This window comes from Cellulosilyticum sp. ST5 (assembly GCF_046529625.1).
Lineage (GTDB): Bacteria > Bacillota > Clostridia > Lachnospirales > Cellulosilyticaceae > Cellulosilyticum > Cellulosilyticum lentocellum.
The window spans coordinates 460,580-477,463 of record NZ_CP132338.1 but is presented as its reverse complement, the minus strand read 5'-3'; the positions used below and the strand labels follow the sequence as shown (position 1 = coordinate 477,463).

Annotated in this window: 19 protein-coding genes, 1 riboswitch and 2 other annotated features; of the genes, 4 read left to right on the top strand and 15 right to left on the bottom strand. The window is 33.1% G+C overall.

The genetic code is table 11. The features are described from left to right. Positions 1-151 precede the first annotated feature (151 nt). The 8 genes from rplT to QTL86_RS02195 all read right to left on the bottom strand — a co-directional run bounded on the left by rplT (position 152) and on the right by QTL86_RS02195 (position 7,518). Positions 152-508: a 50S ribosomal protein L20 gene (gene rplT / locus QTL86_RS02230; protein WP_013657922.1), complete on the bottom strand. Its 357-nt coding sequence runs from the start codon at positions 506-508 to the stop codon at positions 152-154. A gap of 22 nt (positions 509-530) precedes the next feature. Then, positions 531-734, bottom strand: coding sequence for a 50S ribosomal protein L35 (rpmI, locus tag QTL86_RS02225; RefSeq protein ID WP_013657923.1), 204 nt, complete (start codon positions 732-734; stop codon positions 531-533). 48 nt (positions 735-782) lie between these two features. Further along, a complete protein-coding gene (gene infC, locus QTL86_RS02220) occupies positions 783-1,274 on the bottom strand; it encodes a translation initiation factor IF-3 (protein WP_127067317.1) in 492 nt (163 codons plus the stop codon). A gap of 123 nt (positions 1,275-1,397) precedes the next feature. Then, positions 1,398-1,537: a sequence feature (ribosomal protein L20 leader region), on the bottom strand. An 88-nt stretch (positions 1,538-1,625) separates the two neighbouring features. After that, a complete protein-coding gene (gene thrS, locus QTL86_RS02215; protein WP_410496340.1) occupies positions 1,626-3,599 on the bottom strand; it encodes a threonine--tRNA ligase in 1,974 nt (657 codons plus the stop codon). A gap of 103 nt (positions 3,600-3,702) precedes the next feature. After that, positions 3,703-3,975 (bottom strand) — a binding site (T-box leader). A 416-nt stretch (positions 3,976-4,391) separates the two neighbouring features. Beyond that, on the bottom strand, positions 4,392-4,739 hold the full coding sequence (locus QTL86_RS02210) for a DUF805 domain-containing protein (RefSeq protein WP_410496339.1): 348 nt from the start codon (positions 4,737-4,739) through the stop codon (positions 4,392-4,394). A 112-nt stretch (positions 4,740-4,851) separates the two neighbouring features. Continuing rightward, positions 4,852-5,688 carry a putative sporulation protein YtxC gene (locus tag QTL86_RS02205; RefSeq protein WP_410496338.1) on the bottom strand — a complete coding sequence of 279 codons (837 nt, stop codon included), beginning with the start codon at positions 5,686-5,688 and terminating at the stop codon, positions 4,852-4,854. 165 nt (positions 5,689-5,853) lie between these two features. Then, positions 5,854-6,729 (bottom strand): Hsp33 family molecular chaperone HslO, encoded by an 876-nt coding sequence (gene hslO / locus QTL86_RS02200; protein WP_127067321.1) that lies wholly within the window; start codon positions 6,727-6,729, stop codon positions 5,854-5,856. 39 nt (positions 6,730-6,768) lie between these two features. After that, positions 6,769-7,518, bottom strand: coding sequence for a class I SAM-dependent DNA methyltransferase (locus tag QTL86_RS02195; protein WP_410496337.1), 750 nt, complete (start codon positions 7,516-7,518; stop codon positions 6,769-6,771). Between the two features lie 255 nt (positions 7,519-7,773). Here QTL86_RS02195 and QTL86_RS02190 point away from each other — a divergent pair, with 255 nt between their 5' ends. Beyond that, entirely contained in the window at positions 7,774-9,057 is a 1,284-nt protein-coding gene (locus tag QTL86_RS02190; RefSeq protein ID WP_127067323.1) for a hemolysin family protein, read from the top strand. 100 nt (positions 9,058-9,157) lie between these two features. Here QTL86_RS02190 and QTL86_RS02185 read toward each other — a convergent pair whose 3' ends face one another. After that, positions 9,158-9,367 carry a small, acid-soluble spore protein, alpha/beta type gene (locus tag QTL86_RS02185; protein WP_127067324.1) on the bottom strand — a complete coding sequence of 70 codons (210 nt, stop codon included), beginning with the start codon at positions 9,365-9,367 and terminating at the stop codon, positions 9,158-9,160. A 162-nt stretch (positions 9,368-9,529) separates the two neighbouring features. Beyond that, a riboswitch (Lysine riboswitch) is annotated at positions 9,530-9,714 on the top strand. Positions 9,715-9,899: 185 nt separating this feature from the next. Here QTL86_RS02185 and dapA point away from each other — a divergent pair. Both dapA and dapB read left to right on the top strand, forming a co-directional pair. Then, complete coding sequence (gene dapA, locus QTL86_RS02180; protein WP_127067325.1) at positions 9,900-10,784, top strand: 4-hydroxy-tetrahydrodipicolinate synthase; 885 nt, start codon at positions 9,900-9,902, stop codon at positions 10,782-10,784. A gap of 15 nt (positions 10,785-10,799) precedes the next feature. Continuing rightward, complete coding sequence (gene dapB / locus QTL86_RS02175) at positions 10,800-11,564, top strand: 4-hydroxy-tetrahydrodipicolinate reductase (RefSeq protein WP_127067326.1); 765 nt, start codon at positions 10,800-10,802, stop codon at positions 11,562-11,564. Between the two features lie 84 nt (positions 11,565-11,648). Here the strand turns inward: dapB and QTL86_RS02170 are convergent, their stop codons facing one another. The 3 genes from QTL86_RS02170 to QTL86_RS02160 form a co-directional block, all read right to left on the bottom strand. Then, a complete protein-coding gene (locus QTL86_RS02170; RefSeq protein WP_127067327.1) occupies positions 11,649-12,179 on the bottom strand; it encodes a cob(I)yrinic acid a,c-diamide adenosyltransferase in 531 nt (176 codons plus the stop codon). 27 nt (positions 12,180-12,206) lie between these two features. Further along, positions 12,207-12,875: a M48 family metallopeptidase gene (locus QTL86_RS02165; RefSeq protein ID WP_243118685.1), complete on the bottom strand. Its 669-nt coding sequence runs from the start codon at positions 12,873-12,875 to the stop codon at positions 12,207-12,209. Between the two features lie 158 nt (positions 12,876-13,033). Continuing rightward, positions 13,034-13,762, bottom strand: coding sequence for a single-stranded DNA-binding protein (locus tag QTL86_RS02160; protein ID WP_013657936.1), 729 nt, complete (start codon positions 13,760-13,762; stop codon positions 13,034-13,036). Positions 13,763-13,903: 141 nt separating this feature from the next. On the opposite strand from QTL86_RS02160, the gene QTL86_RS02155 reads away from it, so the two are divergent. After that, positions 13,904-14,071: a Spo0E family sporulation regulatory protein-aspartic acid phosphatase gene (locus QTL86_RS02155; protein WP_127067329.1), complete on the top strand. Its 168-nt coding sequence runs from the start codon at positions 13,904-13,906 to the stop codon at positions 14,069-14,071. 98 nt (positions 14,072-14,169) lie between these two features. Here QTL86_RS02155 and QTL86_RS02150 read toward each other — a convergent pair whose 3' ends face one another. The 3 genes from QTL86_RS02150 to QTL86_RS02140 all read right to left on the bottom strand — a co-directional run bounded on the left by QTL86_RS02150 (position 14,170) and on the right by QTL86_RS02140 (position 16,844). Continuing rightward, positions 14,170-14,910 carry a polysaccharide deacetylase family protein gene (locus QTL86_RS02150; RefSeq protein WP_127067330.1) on the bottom strand — a complete coding sequence of 247 codons (741 nt, stop codon included), beginning with the start codon at positions 14,908-14,910 and terminating at the stop codon, positions 14,170-14,172. 58 nt (positions 14,911-14,968) lie between these two features. Continuing rightward, positions 14,969-15,895, bottom strand: a complete 927-nt coding sequence (gene uvsE, locus QTL86_RS02145) for a UV DNA damage repair endonuclease UvsE (RefSeq protein ID WP_127067331.1) — start codon at positions 15,893-15,895, stop codon at positions 14,969-14,971. A 193-nt stretch (positions 15,896-16,088) separates the two neighbouring features. Further along, complete coding sequence (locus QTL86_RS02140; RefSeq protein WP_127067332.1) at positions 16,089-16,844, bottom strand: C40 family peptidase; 756 nt, start codon at positions 16,842-16,844, stop codon at positions 16,089-16,091. Positions 16,845-16,884: the final 40 nt, after the last annotated feature.

The window sequence follows — 16,884 nt, the reverse complement described above, 5'->3', positions numbered from 1 at the left end:
AACGGAACCACGTAGGATGGTCACCCTCTCTCAGCTTTGCCCAAATAGCCTAGTAAAGCCACCGACAAATTTCTATTTGTACAATTCACCAACCAGATGCAAAAAGCTACTATTCCTGTGAATATCACATGAATAGTAGCTTCAAAAAGCATTATTTTAAGTTAGCTTTAGCTGTTTCAACTAATTGTGTGAAAGCAGCTGGATTTGTGATTGCTAATTCTGATAACATTTTTCTGTTGATGTTAACGTTAGCATTTTTTAATCCGTTCATGAAACGGCTATATGATAATCCGTTTAAACGAGCTGCAGCGTTGATACGTGCAATCCATAAACGTCTGAATTCTCTTTTTCTTAATTTACGACCTACATATGCGTAGTTTAATGATTTCATTACAGCTTGTTTAGCTGTTCTGAATTGTTTTGATTTAGCTCCTCTGTAACCTTTAGCTAATTTTAATACTCTATTACGTCTTTTTTTAGTAGACATTCCGCCTTTAACTCTTGCCATTGTCTTAACCTCCTATCGTATCTTATAAATATGGTAAAATTCTCTTCATTTGTTTTTCGTTTGTGCTATCTACAATACCAGCTTTTCTTAAGTTACGTTTTGTTTTTGTAGATTTTTTAGTTAAAATATGTCTTTTGTAAGCTTTGTTACGTTTTAATTTACCAGTTCCTGTAACTTTGAAACGTTTTGCAGCTGCTCTATTTGTTTTTAATTTTAATTTAGCCATGATAATGATCCTCCTTTATTCATTTGATTATTTTGTATCAAAAGGTAACTATTTTGGTGCTACCACGATAACCATTGCTCTACCTTCTAATTTAGGTTTTTGTTCTGCTACTCCAACTTCTTCAATTAAAACTAACGCTTGTTCAAGAAGTTCATTACCTCTATGAGTATGCATCATTTCACGCCCACGGAATACAACTGAAATTTTAACTTTATCCCCTGCTTTAAGGAACTTAGCTGCATTTTTCATCTTCGTTTCAAAGTCGTGTTTTTCAATACTAGCAGAAAGTCTTACTTCTTTAACGCTAACAACTTTTTGTTTTTTACGCGCTTCTTTTTCTTTCTTTGCTGCATCAAATTTGTATTTACCATAGTCCATGATTTTACAAACTGGTGGTTTTGCTTGTGGAGCAATTTTAACTAAGTCTAAGTTTTTCTCAGCTGCCATTTTTTGTGCTTCTTTGCTAGAAACAATACCAATTTGTTCTCCATCAGCTCCTACTAGTCTTACTTCTTTGTCACGAATTTGTTCGTTGATCATTAAATCGTTAATAACGGGCACCTCCTAAATTGTGTTTGCCTAAATTTATTATTTTAATCACCCTTTAAGCGATGGGTGAGCCGCTTTTAATAATATACCCTTATTAGTATATTTATTTGCTATATCAACTAAATAAGGTGGATAGCCGAAACTATCCACCTCTCTAAAAATCCATACTAAATGAAATATAATCATGTGTTAATTAGTATGACCTTACGAACCCTTTTGTTGTAAGGTGAGAAGAATAGCTTCTACTTTGCCTGGCAATCATTTGCCTTAAAACCTCATTTATCTTAACATGCATTATTTTATTTGTCAACTTTTATTTTACGTAAAATATTTATTTCTATCTTATTTATTTTCTTCAATTTCCATGTGTTTAAGATAATTGAATTTTGTTTTGATTTCTTCATCTACACGATTAACAAAGCTTTCAAGACTTTGTGCACCTTCATCACCTTTTTGACGGCTACGAACAGAAACGGTCTTATTTTCCATTTCTTCTGCACCGACAACAACGATATATGGAATTCTTTCCATACGTGCTTCTCTGATTTTATATCCAATTTTTTCTGTGCGATAGTCAGCTTCTACTTTTAAGATGCCACGGTCTTTAAACGCTTTAACAACTTCTGCTGCATAATCTGCATACTTATCAGAAAGCGGAAGTACTTTAACAGCCACTGGCGCAAGCCATATTGGGAACTGTCCTGCATACTTTTCAATAAGCATGGCAAGTGTTCTCTCATAGCAGCCAATAGATGTACGGTGAATGATAAGTGGATGCTTTTTCTCACCATCTGCATCAATATAAGTCATACCAAGCCTTTCTCCAAGAGCAAAGTCGATTTGTACAGTAATGATTGTATCTTCTTTACCATGTACATTTTTAAATTGAATATCAAGTTTTGGTCCATAGAAGGCCGCTTCACCTACAGCTTCTTCGTAATTAATTTGTAAGTGATCTAAGATATTTCTCATGAGACTTTCTGTTCTTTCCCAAGCCTCTGGATCATTAATATATTTTTCAGTATTTGCTGGATCCCATTTAGAGAAACGGTAGCTGATATCATTTTCAATGCCAAGTGTTGCCATCATGTAATTGATTAGCTCAATAACACCTCTAAATTCATCTTCTAATTGTTCTGGTGTACATACAAGATGTCCTTCAGAAATAGTAAACTGTCTTACACGAATAAGACCATGCATTTCACCTGATGATTCATTTCTAAATAAAGTAGAAGTTTCACCATAACGAATTGGTAAATCACGATAGCTGTGTTGTTCTGCATTATAAACTGTGAATTGGAATGGACATGTCATCGGACGAAGTGCAAATACCTCTTTATCCTTTTCTTCATCTCCAAGTACGAACATACCATCTTTATAGTGATCCCAGTGACCTGACATTTTGTAAAGATCACTTTTAGCCATAAGAGGTGTTTTAGTTAATACATAACCTCTTTTTTCTTCCTCATCTTCTACAAAACGTTGAAGGGTTTGAACAATTCTAGCACCTTTTGGCATAAGTAATGGTAGACCCTGCCCCACTTTTTCATCTGTTGTAAAAAGTTTAAGTTCACGACCAAGCTTGTTGTGATCACGTTTTTTAGCTTCTTCTAAAGCTTCAAGATGAGCTGCTAAATCTGCTTTTTTGGTAAATGCTGTTGCGTATATACGCGCAAGCATTTTGTTCTTTTCATTCCCTTTCCAGTAAGCACCTGCTGCTGATAAGATTTTGAAAGCTTCTACAGGTTTTGTACTCATAAGGTGTGGTCCTGCGCAAAGATCAACAAAGTCGCCTTGTTTGTAAAAAGTGATTCTCTCACCTTCTGGAAGATCACGTATTAATTCTACTTTATATGGTTCTTCTGCTTCTTCCATTAGTTTAATAGCTTCTTCTCTAGGAAGTTCAAATCTTTCAATCGGAAGTTTTTCTTTAACGATTTTCTTCATTTCAGCTTCAATTTTTTCAAAATCTGCTTCTACAAAGTGTCTTTCTGTATCAAAATCATAATAAAAACCATCTTCAATAGCTGGTCCAATTGCAAGTTTTACTTCTGGGAAAACCCTTTTTACAGCTTGAGCTAAAATATGAGCTGCAGTATGACGGAATGCCCATTTTCCTTCCTTATCATTAAAAGTAAGGATTTCAAGACTACAGTCTTCATTAAGTTCTGTTCTAAGATCCACCATTTCCCCATTTACTTTACCGGCACATGCCATTCTTGCAAGTCCTGCGCTAAGTTCTTCTGCTACGCCAAGGACAGTAATGCCTTTTTGGCACTCTTTAACACTACCATCTTTTAATGTAATTTTAATCATTGCTTCTACTCCTTTCAAATTTAAACTATTTTAACCCATGAATGATTATTTAATTAAAAGAACCTAAAAAACCCCGTCCCTTTTTAAATAATCATCTTATTTAAAAAGGGACGGGGATATGTATTCCCGCGGTTCCACCCTTGTTACTTTGCTTGGTTAGATTATATGAATGATTCCTCCCTATAAAGAATTATTCATTCATGCTTAAACTTACCAAAGTTAAAGTCACTCGCTTTACTGACGATAACGGGGTCACCGAATTGTTTTACAATCACTCCGAGGTAGTCTTCACTTATAGTCTTTAAAGATGCTCCCACCACTGCATCTTCTCTCTGAAAAAGGGGTTATAAGTTACTCGTCTCATCATTGTTTTTTGGTATTCACTTATAAATATAAATATTATAGGTATTAACAAATTCTTCTTATTCAAAATAAGTTATTTTTATGAAGTTATTTGTCGTTCTTAATGTAATTATTCTAATCAATTGATGCCCTTATGTCAATATTGTTTGATTGTTATTTCTAGGAAATCTATTTCCTTATTTATATCGTTTCTTTTAATATACCATATGTACAATACTTGCTATGCTCAAAGTTACTGTTCTTTATCTTAGAGCTTAGAATCATATCAATATTAATCTATTATCACTACTAATTTCCTCTATTGCCCCTGAAAACTCTTAAATAATAAAAGATTTATCTGAATATCAAAAAAGAGTAAACCTTATTATGCAAGCTTTACCCTCTTTTACTGGATTGGATACTGATTTTATTTTAGATTAAATAACTTAATTAAACTACTGCTTTAGGATTCGAACCATATTGATTATTACTACTATCCCCTTCTGTACAGACTAAAACTAATAACCAAATTGGGCCAACTAAAGGAATTAAGGCTATAAACCACCACCAACCTGATTTTCCTATATCATGTAATCTTCTTATACAAACCGCTATTCCTGGTATAAGTACGGCTAGCGAATAAATATTACTTAATATACTGGTCTTAAGAATTGTCGCTAAAAACCCAAGGACAATTCCTATAATAATGTTAATCAAAAAGAACATCCAGTATTCCTTTCTTCTTGCTCTACCACTAAAATCTGCATATTTTTTTAAAACACCTACATACCACTCCATTTATTTTCCCCCAATAATCACTATCAATCTCCTTTATTATACACTGAATCCTCTAAATATATAATATATTTTTTATTATTTAAATATTATAAAATTAATAAACATTTACACATTAATTACTGCACCACATGCACCCCTTGCAATAGTTAATATTATCATCAAAAATAATTTCTAATGTCTTTAGAAACTGCTGTTCTCTGGCTTTTGCTCTTTGATGAATAATAAGCTGCTTAGGACTAATCGATATAAGGATATGCAAAATATAATCTTCCCTTGTTAACGTACTATCTAATAACAGTTCCTTACAGTATTGCCTTATATAAAAGCCTGTCATATTTTTCATGTCTTTATTATAAAGTTGAGGCGCCCCTTCTGTATTATAAATAAGATGTAGTATTTCCTCTAATGGTACACTTAAAATGCTCATATCTCTCATAAGCTTAATAAAAGTTACAACCTCTTTCTTCATACTATAATCCAAAACAAATTGTTCCAATAAATCGCTTAATAGAATCTGATATTTTTGAGTTCTAAATTGTATCCAACCTTCTATATTAAATACGCCTGTTTTTTTTATTTCCTGTAAAATAGGTACATATAATAAATAATAGGTAAAAGAAGAAAAGCCTTCTTGCCTTGATAGATAGTTATTATTAATAAAGGCATTCATAATATCTCTTTTATCTATATGTCTCAACTCTTCTTTACTTTTTAAATAGGTTATACAAACTCTACTAATAACCTGTTTTTGAACCAAATCACTCATCACATGAGCCAATTGCTCATCACAAAATTCTTTAGTATCTTCCATCAAACAGGCTACTTCATAGATACTTCCTATTTGCCTTACTTCTATTTCATTAGCCATTTCTTCTTCTTGCTCTAGTTCTTCTAGTTTCTCTAATAGTTCTTTTTTATACCTGGATGTATAGAGCATATAATAGCACATGGCTTATACCTCGATAGTTGTAGTTCTTATTATATAGTATATAACTTTAAGCTTGACACCTTGCATTATCCTATATAATATTTCATGAATGATGTTTTATGTTATTGTCTATCATTAAAAATAACCTATCAGGTTATTCTGACAGGTTATTTTTAATTGTATAAATTAGATTTGCTCAATGAGTTCCTCTAATTCTTCTTTAGTAAATTGATATTTGTTACTGCAGAAAGGACATACAAGCTCTGCTTTTTCATCTTCTTTTGCAATTTCTTCTAAGTCTTTTTTCCCAACACTAATAAGGGCTCTTTCCATACGTTCTTTAGAACAGTCACAATTAAACCTTACTTCTGTTGTATCCATGATTTCAATCTCACCTAAAAGATTTTCTAAAACATACTCGATAGACTGTCCTTTTTCTAAGCACGCCGTTAAAGATTTAAACCCTTTGATTTTTTCCTCTAATTGAGTAATGGCATCATCATCTGCGTCAGGTAACACTTGAATAATAATACCACCTGCTTGTCTAATACTATAATCTACATCCACTAAAACACCTAACATAACGACTGAATTAGTTTGTTCTGATACAGCGAAGTAAAAGCTAATGTCTTCTGCAATTTCACCAGAAAGCATAGGTACCTGGCCTGAGTAAGGTTCCTTAAGACCAAGATCCTTCATCACAGTCATATTGGCATTTCCTACAGCACCTGCTACATCTAGTTTACCAAACTCATTGAGTGGCAAGTCTACATGAGGATTATAAACATAGCCTTTTACATCTCCAGCCCCATTAGATTCAGCAATAATACCACCTAGTGGCCCATCTCCTTTAATAATGATGCTTACACGGTCTTCATCTCTTTTAAGCATGCTTCCCATCATAGCAACTCCTGTTAATGTTCTACCTAAAGCAGCAGCTGCTACTGGTGTTAATCCATGATTAATGCAAGCAGTATTGACAAGTTCCTTTGTATTAGTCCCAAAAAATCTAAAGTTTCTTTCTTTATCTATTCCTCTAATCATATAGTCTTTAGTTTTCATTTTATTACATCCTTTCTTTATCAAACTATTTATGTCCTTTTATCCATTATTTCTTACAATAAAGGTTGCTCTTTCAGAAAGCTCCACTAATGTCTTATTACTATAGTTATCATTCACCTCTAAAACCTCAAGACCAGCTTTCTCTAATAAAGCCTTAACTTGCTCCATGCTATACGCTCTTTGATAATGATTCTCTATACTTCTATCATATTTGCCATCTTCATCCTGAATAAAGAAGCTTACTTCATACTCATTGATTTCCTCTTCTTCATCATAGTAGTTTGTCCAAATATAAGCCGCTTCTTCAGTTTGATCTGCAAAAATTTGATTTCCTAATACTTCTTTATATTTATACTGTGTATTCATATCAAAAATAAATAATCCTGAGGGTTTTAAAAAACGCTTAACTCTCAAAAAAGACTGTAGTAGTTCTTCTTCTTCTAATAAATAGTTCATAGAATCACAGCAGCTACAAATAAAATCCACAGGCTCTCCCAATTCAAAACTAGCCATATCTTGTAATAAATATAAAATTTCTAATTCATCTTCAAAGGCATGATCTTGAGCCATCATTAGCATTTCGGCTGACAAATCAATTCCTATTACTTCTACTCCCTTTTTAGCAAACAAAGACGTCATTTGACCTGTACCACAGCCAAGCTCACATACCGACTTAGGACTCAAATTGTATTTATTTAAACTCGCTTCTATATAAGAAAACCAGTTCTCATAAGGTGTATCTTCCATAAACAAATCATATACATTAGCAAACTGATTATAGCTTTCCATTTCCACACCTCTTTTACGCCATTTATTCTAACCTTATTATTATAGCCATTTTTACATTTTTAAGCTAGCCCTTTCACCGTATAAAACCAACTTTATGTCATTGTTATTGTTTTTTTAATTTCGTATGTTATGATATCAGTATTAGGAATATATTAGTAGTAATCTTTTTATATTTCTTCTTCTCCTTTTCATAGCTTATACATATTAAGGAGATATACTGATTTTTAAATTAATTTATAGGAGAGTGATTTTAAGTTGGACCCATCGTTATCGGTACAGATTGTTATTTTAATTATTTTACTTTTAGGCTCTGGCTTTTTCTCGGCTTCAGAAACAGCACTTATGAGCATTAGTAAAATAGAAGTGCGTTATATGGTTGAGCAAAATGTTAAAGGTGCTAAATTACTAGATAAGCTCCTAGAAGATTCTAACAAACTACTTAGTGCTATTCTAGTAGGTAATAACCTAGTTAACATTGCTGCTTCTTCCTTAGCTACTGTAATAGCCATTAATCTTAGTGGCGGATCAGATGGTAGCTTAGGTGTAGGTATTGCAACTGGTATTATGACTTTACTCATTCTTATTTTTGGTGAAATTACACCTAAATCTTTATCTACTCAAAATGCACAAAAGATAGCACTGTTAGTCGTACGACCTATCTCTATCATCGTTACTATTTTTACACCCGTTGTTAAAATTCTCATGTTTATTACTAATGGTATCATTCGTCTACTTGGTGGCAAGCCTGATGCTACTAAACCTTTTATTACAACAGATGAACTTAGAACAATTGTGACAGTAAGTCACGAAGAAGGTGTCCTAGAGACTGAGGAAAAACAAATGATTTATAATGTATTTGATTTTGGTCAGTCCTGTGCAAAAGATATTATGGTACCACGTACAGACATGATATGCGTTGATTTAGATGCAACCTATGAAGAAATCCTCACTTTATATAAAGAAGAACAATTTTCTAGAATGCCTGTTTATCAGGAAACTCATGACCATATTGTAGGTGTTCTTCATATTAAAGATCTTATTTTTAATGGCATTTCACCACAACACTTTAAAGTAAGCGATTACTTAAGAGAAGCCTATTTTGTTCATGAATTTAAAAATAACAATGAGCTTTTTAAAGAAATGCGTCTTCAAAAAATAGGCCTGGCTATTGTCTTAGATGAATATGGTGGTACCGCTGGTCTTGTCAGTATGGAAGACTTGATAGAAGAAATTGTAGGAGATATTAATGACGAATACGACTCTGTTCAAGATGACTTCGTTAAAGTTAGCGAAGAGGAATATGTAGTAGATGGTACTTCTCGTATTTCTGAAGTTAATGAAGAGTTAGGACTCGATATTATTTCCAATGATTTTGATTCTATAGGTGGTTTTGTTATCGGTCTATTCGATCGTTTCCCTACTGAAGGAGAACAAATTAGCTATAAAAATATTAACTTTATAGTAGAAGAAACAGTTAATAATCGTATTAATAGCTTGAGACTTTTATTAAAATCAGATATAAATCAAGATGCTATTTAAGTAAATACATTTAACAAAGCTTATTTAAATAAATATATATAACAAAAGCCACTTAAGAGATTATTTATTTCTCCTAAGTGGCTCTTTTCTTAAAGCTGCTCTATTTGCTGTTATTGGCTTCTTCTGCTGCTTTATTAAGCTCTCTCTTTTTCTTAGTCATTAACCCTCCAATACGACCTGTCTCTTTGGCACTAAGAGCCTTCCAACCTCCTTCTTGTACTTTATCTAATAAGCCTAGTTCTTCGGCTATTTCTAACTTCATTTGGTCTTCTGGTGATAGTGCATCAAATAGCTTTTCTTTATTTTTCATATCATCGACTCCTCTAACTCAATAAAATCTATTAGAGTATGTGGCAATATAAAACTTTTTATACATTTTATTTGTATTTTTATAATTATTAAATTTTAATCAACAATTACTTCTTTTGTTATTGACTTTTTCGTATTAAAATGTTATATTCTACACAATTCAATATTTTGTAGAGGCGCGGTTGCCAAGAGTAGATTATAGGATTTTTACAAGAAAAGAGGATTATAGTCAAAAGGGGTAATCGCCGAAGATTAAATAGCTTGTACTATTTATTTCTGGTTGTCTGGTTAATAGCTATACAACTGTCATCCTTTATTATACAATAAGGATGGAGTGCTACATATAATCATAAGTTTATTTATATCTATTTTATGATGATTATGCGTGTAGCCAGCCTCTAGAAGCTGGTTTTTTTATTTGACTAATTTTTGATAACAGTATCTTTCATACGATACATTGAATAGACTAGTAGCAAAAGATATTTTTTATCAAAGTTAGTCCTACCACTATAATAAAAACGGAGGATGATACAATGGCAATTTTTGAAGGCGCAGGTGTAGCAATCGTTACACCATTTTATGAAAATGGAGACATTAACTTTGGTAAACTAGAGGAATATATTGATTTCCAAATTAGTAATGGTACAGATGCTATTATTATTTGTGGCACCACTGGTGAGGCCTCAACGATGACAGATGACGAGCATCTTGAATGCATCAAAGTAGCTGTAGACCGTACTGCTGGCAGAGTTCCAGTTATTGCAGGTACTGGAAGTAATGATACAAGACATGGTATTAATTTAACTAGAAATGCAAAGGCTTTAGGAGCAGATGCAACCCTTCAAGTAACACCTTATTATAATAAAGCTACTCAAAAAGGGTTAGTTGAACATTTCACAGCCATTGGAAAAGCTGTTGATTTGCCTATGATTCTTTATAGTGTCCCTAGCCGTACAGGTGTGACTATTAATCCTCAAACCGTTTATGAACTTTCTAAATATGATTTTGTTCAAGGAATCAAGGAAGCTACAGGCAATATTTCGACTGTTGCTGAGATTGCTGCTCTTTGCGGAGATGATTTCCCTATTTACTCTGGAAATGATGATCAGATTATTCCTATTCTTTCTTTAGGTGGAAAAGGTGTTATTTCTGTATTATCTAACGTAGCTCCAAAACAAACTCACGATATTGTTAAACTTTATTTAGATGGCCACACAAAAGAAGCAAGAGCATTACAGTTAAGATTACTTCCTCTTATTAAAGCACTTTTCTGTGAAGTTAATCCTATTCCTGTTAAAGCAGCACTTAACTTAATGGGTATGGAAGCTGGTCCATGTAGATTACCTCTTACCACATTAGAAGAAGCTCACTTACCAGGACTTAAAAATGCACTTACAAATGCTGGCCTATTAGTATAAGAAAGGATGACCCCTATGATAAAATTATTAATGCATGGTTGCAATGGTAAAATCGGGCAAACCATTAGTAGATTGCTGAAACAACATGATGACATTGAATTAGTAGCAGGTGTAGACCCTTATTTAGACCCGCCCAATCCTTTCCCTGTGTTCGCTAAAATAGATGAATGTGATGTACCTGTAGATGTCATTATCGACTTTTCTACAGCTACTGCTGTAAAAGGCCTTATTGATTACTGCGTTTCTCGTCATATTCCTGCTGTTGTTTGTACAACAGGCTTATCTCCTGAGGATATTGATTACTTAAAAGAGGCAAGTACACAAATACCTATTTTCTTTTCTGCTAATATGTCCTTAGGTGTTAATCTCCTTATCGCTTTAGCTAAACGTGCTACTGAGGTACTAGCTGGTAGTGGTTTTGATATTGAAATCATTGAAAAACACCATAATCAAAAAATTGATGCCCCTAGCGGTACAGCGCTTGCTATTGCTGATGCTATTAATGATACTTTAGATCATAGTTATAACTATCGCTATGACCGCACTACTGTACGTGAAAAGAGACCAAAGAATGAAATTGGTATTCACGCAGTACGTGGTGGCACCATTGTAGGAGAACATGAAATTCTCTTTGCTGGTAATGATGAGTTCATTTCACTTACTCATCAAGCGACTTCTAAAGAAGTTTTTGCTGTAGGTGCTATTAATGCTGCTAAATTCTTAGTTCATAAGGCTCCAGGTCTTTATAATATGGAACATTTATTAGATGCAAAGCACTAAATGAACTCTAAAAAAGCCGAGAAGGTTTGTATAACATTTAAGTTCTACAACCTTCTCGGCTTTTAATTTTATTACCCGTAATCATTAATATTCTATTCCAGCTCTGGCATCTCTACCTTTTTCCGTTGGATGCTTGATATCATCGATATGACTAATATAATCTGCTTTTTCTGCAATACGAATAGGTAGCTTACGCCCTGTAAGCACTAACTCCACATCGTCTGACTTATTACAAATAAGTTCATAGAGTTCATCTTCAGAAATAATCCCTGCTTCTACAGAATTAAGTACCTCGTCTAAAATAAGAACATCACATTCTCCAGTATCCATTACTTTACTTGCAAATTTTAAAGCATTAGTTGTTTCACTTCTTAACTCCTGCTTTTCTTCTGGATTTAATTGCCAAGTGAACCCTCGTCTTTTTTCAAAATGAAATACCTTGAAATACGGTTCTAAATCCTTTAAGACACGGCATTCACCCGTCATATCATTTTTTAAGAATTGAATCATAATAACTTTATAATCATTTCCTATAGCTCTAACACCTAGTCCTATAGCTGCTGTTGTTTTTCCTTTCCCTGTACCATAGTACACTTGGACAAGTCCATTCTCCATTTTATTGCCTCCTTAGATACCCATACATTATATCATAAAGTTTTGTCCAAATTGCTTAAAGTAATTCATGCGCCTTTTATAATCCGGCATTTCCTCTTCCACAGCCTTCCAAAAAGCCTGGCTATGATTAAAATGCCTTAAGTGCATTACTTCATGAAGAACCACGTAAGCAATCATATCGGTTGGTGCACAAAGAATCTTTAAATTATAAGATAGATTACCTTGCCTAGAACAACTCCCCCATCTAGTGGCTTGTTTTCTAATAGTTATTTTATGATATTGTACGCCTAAACGTGCTGCATACTCATCTGAAAGTTCTTTTAGATAAATCTTAGCTCGTTCTTTAAAAAACAACTCTACTAATCCTCTTATTTGTTTTTCATCACCTGTGGTTTGAATTTTAAATCCACTGGTTTCATTAAAGACTACCTTCCCTTGCTGATTATTTCCATTTTCAAAGGTAACCGGCCAATAATTTCCTAAGTAAAGAAGTCTTCCTGTTTTTATAAAATCTTGTGTTTCATAAAGTACTTTTTTCTTCTCCAGTGTTGTTTCAATCCACGTTTCATGCTCAGCTACTAGCTTTTTTATGGCTGTTTGCGACATATATTTCGGCACTTTTACAACAACTCTCAAATCTTTATCAATAGCTATACTTGCTGTTTTTCTCTTTTGCTTGATAATAATATATTCCATCACTTTTGATTATTTTTCCTTATAATTACATTTTTATATAAATTTGTTTAATCTTTTATTCTCCTTTATTATATCATATCTCCAAAAATAAGCTATACATATTCTAAATTTTTGTACAACAAAGGCGACACCCTGAGAGTATCGCCTTAATATGTATTTTATTCTGCTTCTAGAACTTCAGTACTACTGCTACTATTACCATTCTCGTCTACTGTTTCCATTTTACTAATAGATATTTCATAAGCAATCTTAGTAGCCGTATCGCCTGTTTCTAACTTCTTCTGATAAATTCTACTTTGAATACGTCCCCATACTTGAATATGATCTCCTACCGCTAGATTTTGTGCAAACCTTGCATTGCGCCCCCAAGTAATACAAGGAATGTAGTCTGACTTATGATAAGATCTATTAACTGCTAACAGTAAATCTGTGATTTCTCTACCAAATGGTGTTGTACGATAAATAGGTTCTTTACACACATAACCATTTAAATAAATATAATTTTTATTTTTAGCTAACTCTTGTTCTGAAACCTCTTTAACTTCTAATATAAATACTGTTAGTATGAGTCTATTCTTACCTTCTTCATATTGGTTGTAAGAACGAAATTGTCCTAGAACTTCTAAAACCTTTCCTTGTACATTGCCGATAGATGGTAGTATTCTTTCCGAAATGGTAACCGGTAAAATATCCGCTGAACTACTTAACCTAGGTACCTCTAGTTCAAAAGTATAAAACCCCTCACCATAAACCTTATGGCTAAATTTTATATCACTTACTACCTTTCCGATGAGTACAACCTCATTGTTTTCTAATATGTGTTCTACCATTCCTACCCTCTCCTTATCCTCTATTTGTTCTTTAACAGGTTTGTCTGCCTTTAACATCTTATTCCTAAAATAAATGATTTATGCCAAATTCAATTATTATTTATTAACTATTCACTTTTTAGCTCATCCTTTCATAGGATATAATAGTCTTTTTATTTAACACCAAGTTGCTATATTATAAAGAGAGGCACTATTTCCATGGAAACACCTAATTCTGCTTATATTATCAAATTAAAAAGAAAGCTAGCTCATATCATTATTCAAAATAACTATAATCTGCTCTCCCCAGAAGTTATTCGTTTAAGTATAGAACTCGATCAATTAATGCTTCCTCTATTTATCAAACAAATAGAGGAATTAGAATAAATCTATTCAATATATAAAAAACTGCTTACTAGCTTAAATCATTTTTAGTTCCTTGCATAGAAACTTATAAAATGCTTTTTCGCGTAAGCAGTTTTATTTTAACGAACTGGTTGTTGTCTACCTTCATGGTCTAAAGTGTAGGGAACATCCTTCAAAATAAGTTCTGAAATTGGCACGAGGGTATAGCCTTGATCAATTAACCCTTTTATAATACTATCTAAAGCTTTTGCAGTATATTTAGCATTATTGTGAAGAAGTACAATAGAACCTGGTCTTAAATTTTTATGCTTAACAACTTTATCTATAAGTTGTTGCAAACCATATTCTTTCCAATCTAGAGAGTCCACATCCCACTGCACTGTGTAGTAATTACATTCTTGTGCTGCTTCAATAACTGCATTGTTGTATTCTCCATAAGGAGGCCTAAACAAATTAGCTTCTTGTCCTGTTACATTTTTTAAAGCCTCATGAGCAGCCATAATATCTTTTTTAATAGCATCTTTACTCATCTGGTTCATATGTGGATGTTTATTGGAATGATTAGCAATATCATGCCCTGCATCTGCTAATTTTTTTACCATATCTGGATATTTTCTAACCCAATCTCCTACAATAAAAAAAGTGGCTTTAACTTGATACTTATCCAAAGTAGCTAATAATTCATCTGTGTCATCTGCTCCCCATGCAGCATCAAAAGAAAGCGCCACTTTCTTTTCTCCATTAGTATTCACACAGTAAATGGGAAGTTTCTTGGTAGGAGCTCCCAAAACCGGTAAACTACACATGATCGCCAGTCCAATGGCTACTACTCTTTTTAAATACTTTTTAATATTTTTCAATTTGCTATCTCCTTATTACTTATTTAGGTCAGCATTAGTTTTCTCATTTTAAAGTAGTTTATTCCTTATTCTCGCCTTTTAAAATCCAATATCCTTGTTCTTTAGGCTCTAAAATAGCTGTAATAGCTTTATTTTTTAGCTTAGCCTCAAAGATTACATCCGCTTTTAAAATATTACCTTTCTCCAGCAACTTAATAAGGCCCCTATAATCCCCTTTACTAATTAACTCTGCATGGGGTCTAGAATCATAATGAGGCGTTCCTGTAGAAAGGTGATATTTATCTGGTGGATAAATTTCCAAAAGTTCTTCTATTGCACAATCCGGACTGGGATGACAACGACAATGATGATAGTCATACACCCACTTTAATTTCAAATCTTGACACAAAGAGCAAACTTCTTGTGCATTATAGGTCTTATCATCATTTTCTATAGAAATAAGCTTGCAATCCACATACCCTACATTTGCCTTAAATCGCCTTAAGGCTTCCTCCTTATTGCCATAACTTCCTCCTATGTGTAATACCACATTCGATACGCCCAACAATTTACTCCATCTTGTCTGCTCATTGATTTCTGCAATAGACCTATTAACTACCTCTTTCTTCGGACTGGCAAGGACATTAAATTGGCTGGGATGAATACTCAATCTAAGTTGATATTTTTCTTGTAAAGAGTGAATATCTCTTAAATATTGTTGCATCTCGTGGTTTTGCAATACTCTTTCCTCATAAAGTGTTTTGACATAAGGTTGTGTACAAAAAGGAATTAAATCTGAACTCACTCGATAAACATATATATTATGTTTGATATTATAATCTATAATCTTCTTTAAAAGCCTTATATTATGCCACATAACCTCTGTTATTTTTTCCTCATCCTGCTTTTGCACGGCTGATAATCTAAAGTTTCTAAAAGATTCTTTTATAGATAAATTAATACAAGCATAACCTACTCTTATTTGTGGCTGTTTTTGTCTTTCCATCGCTTCACCTAATTTTGTTTTTTCTTAGTATATACCGGCACCTCTTCTATCACACTTAATTCTCCATTTTTCCTATAAACTACTAATTTTTTTGCATAATAAATCAGAGCACTATCTACTTTTTTCTCAATTTTTTATCCCACAAAAAAATAGCTCTACACGAAGTAGAACTATTTTTTATACTTTTTATATTTTAAACAACACGTTTATATCCAATAATAGGTGCACAGCCTCTCTGCCATAATGGTTCTATGCAAACAGATTTTCCTGGTACTGGTGCATGAATAATTTGACCATTGCCTATGTATATAGCTACATGATTAACACTACCATTATAACCGTAAAATACTAAATCTCCTGGCTGCAATTGATCCTTGGTTACTTTCTTGCCATTACTCGCATATTGACTACGAGAAGATCTTTGTAACTTCACACCAAACTTTAAAAAGACTTGTTGTGTGAATCCAGAACAATCTACACCTTTAGTTAAACTATTGCCTCCACTTCTATAAGGTGTTCCAATAAATTGCTTAGCATAAGCTACTACTTCTTCACCTTTTGAAATCTTAACCTCTTCTTTTTTAGGAACTGGGGCAACTTCTTCTTTCACTGGTTGAGGTTCATTCACTACTTCATTTGTTGTAGTTACTTCTTCAGTTTCATCCTTTTCTTCCTCTAACTGTTCCACCTGCAAACAAGACTTCTCTATATATACTAATTCATCTTCTTCTAATAAGACACCATAGAAGCCATCTACTTCTTCTACTATGGTTAAACTTTCACCTTCAAAGACATACCCTGCCTTTTCTCCTAATACATCTGCAGAGTAGTAAGCACTACTTTTTTGAGTAACTACTCCTATCTCAATTTCTGATGCAAATAAGTTAGTTGTAAACATTGTCATCGCTATTAATAGACCGCCTAAAATACCTAATTGTTTGCCTCTCATACTGTCCCCCTATATGTATTTATTGTTTTATCTATCAATC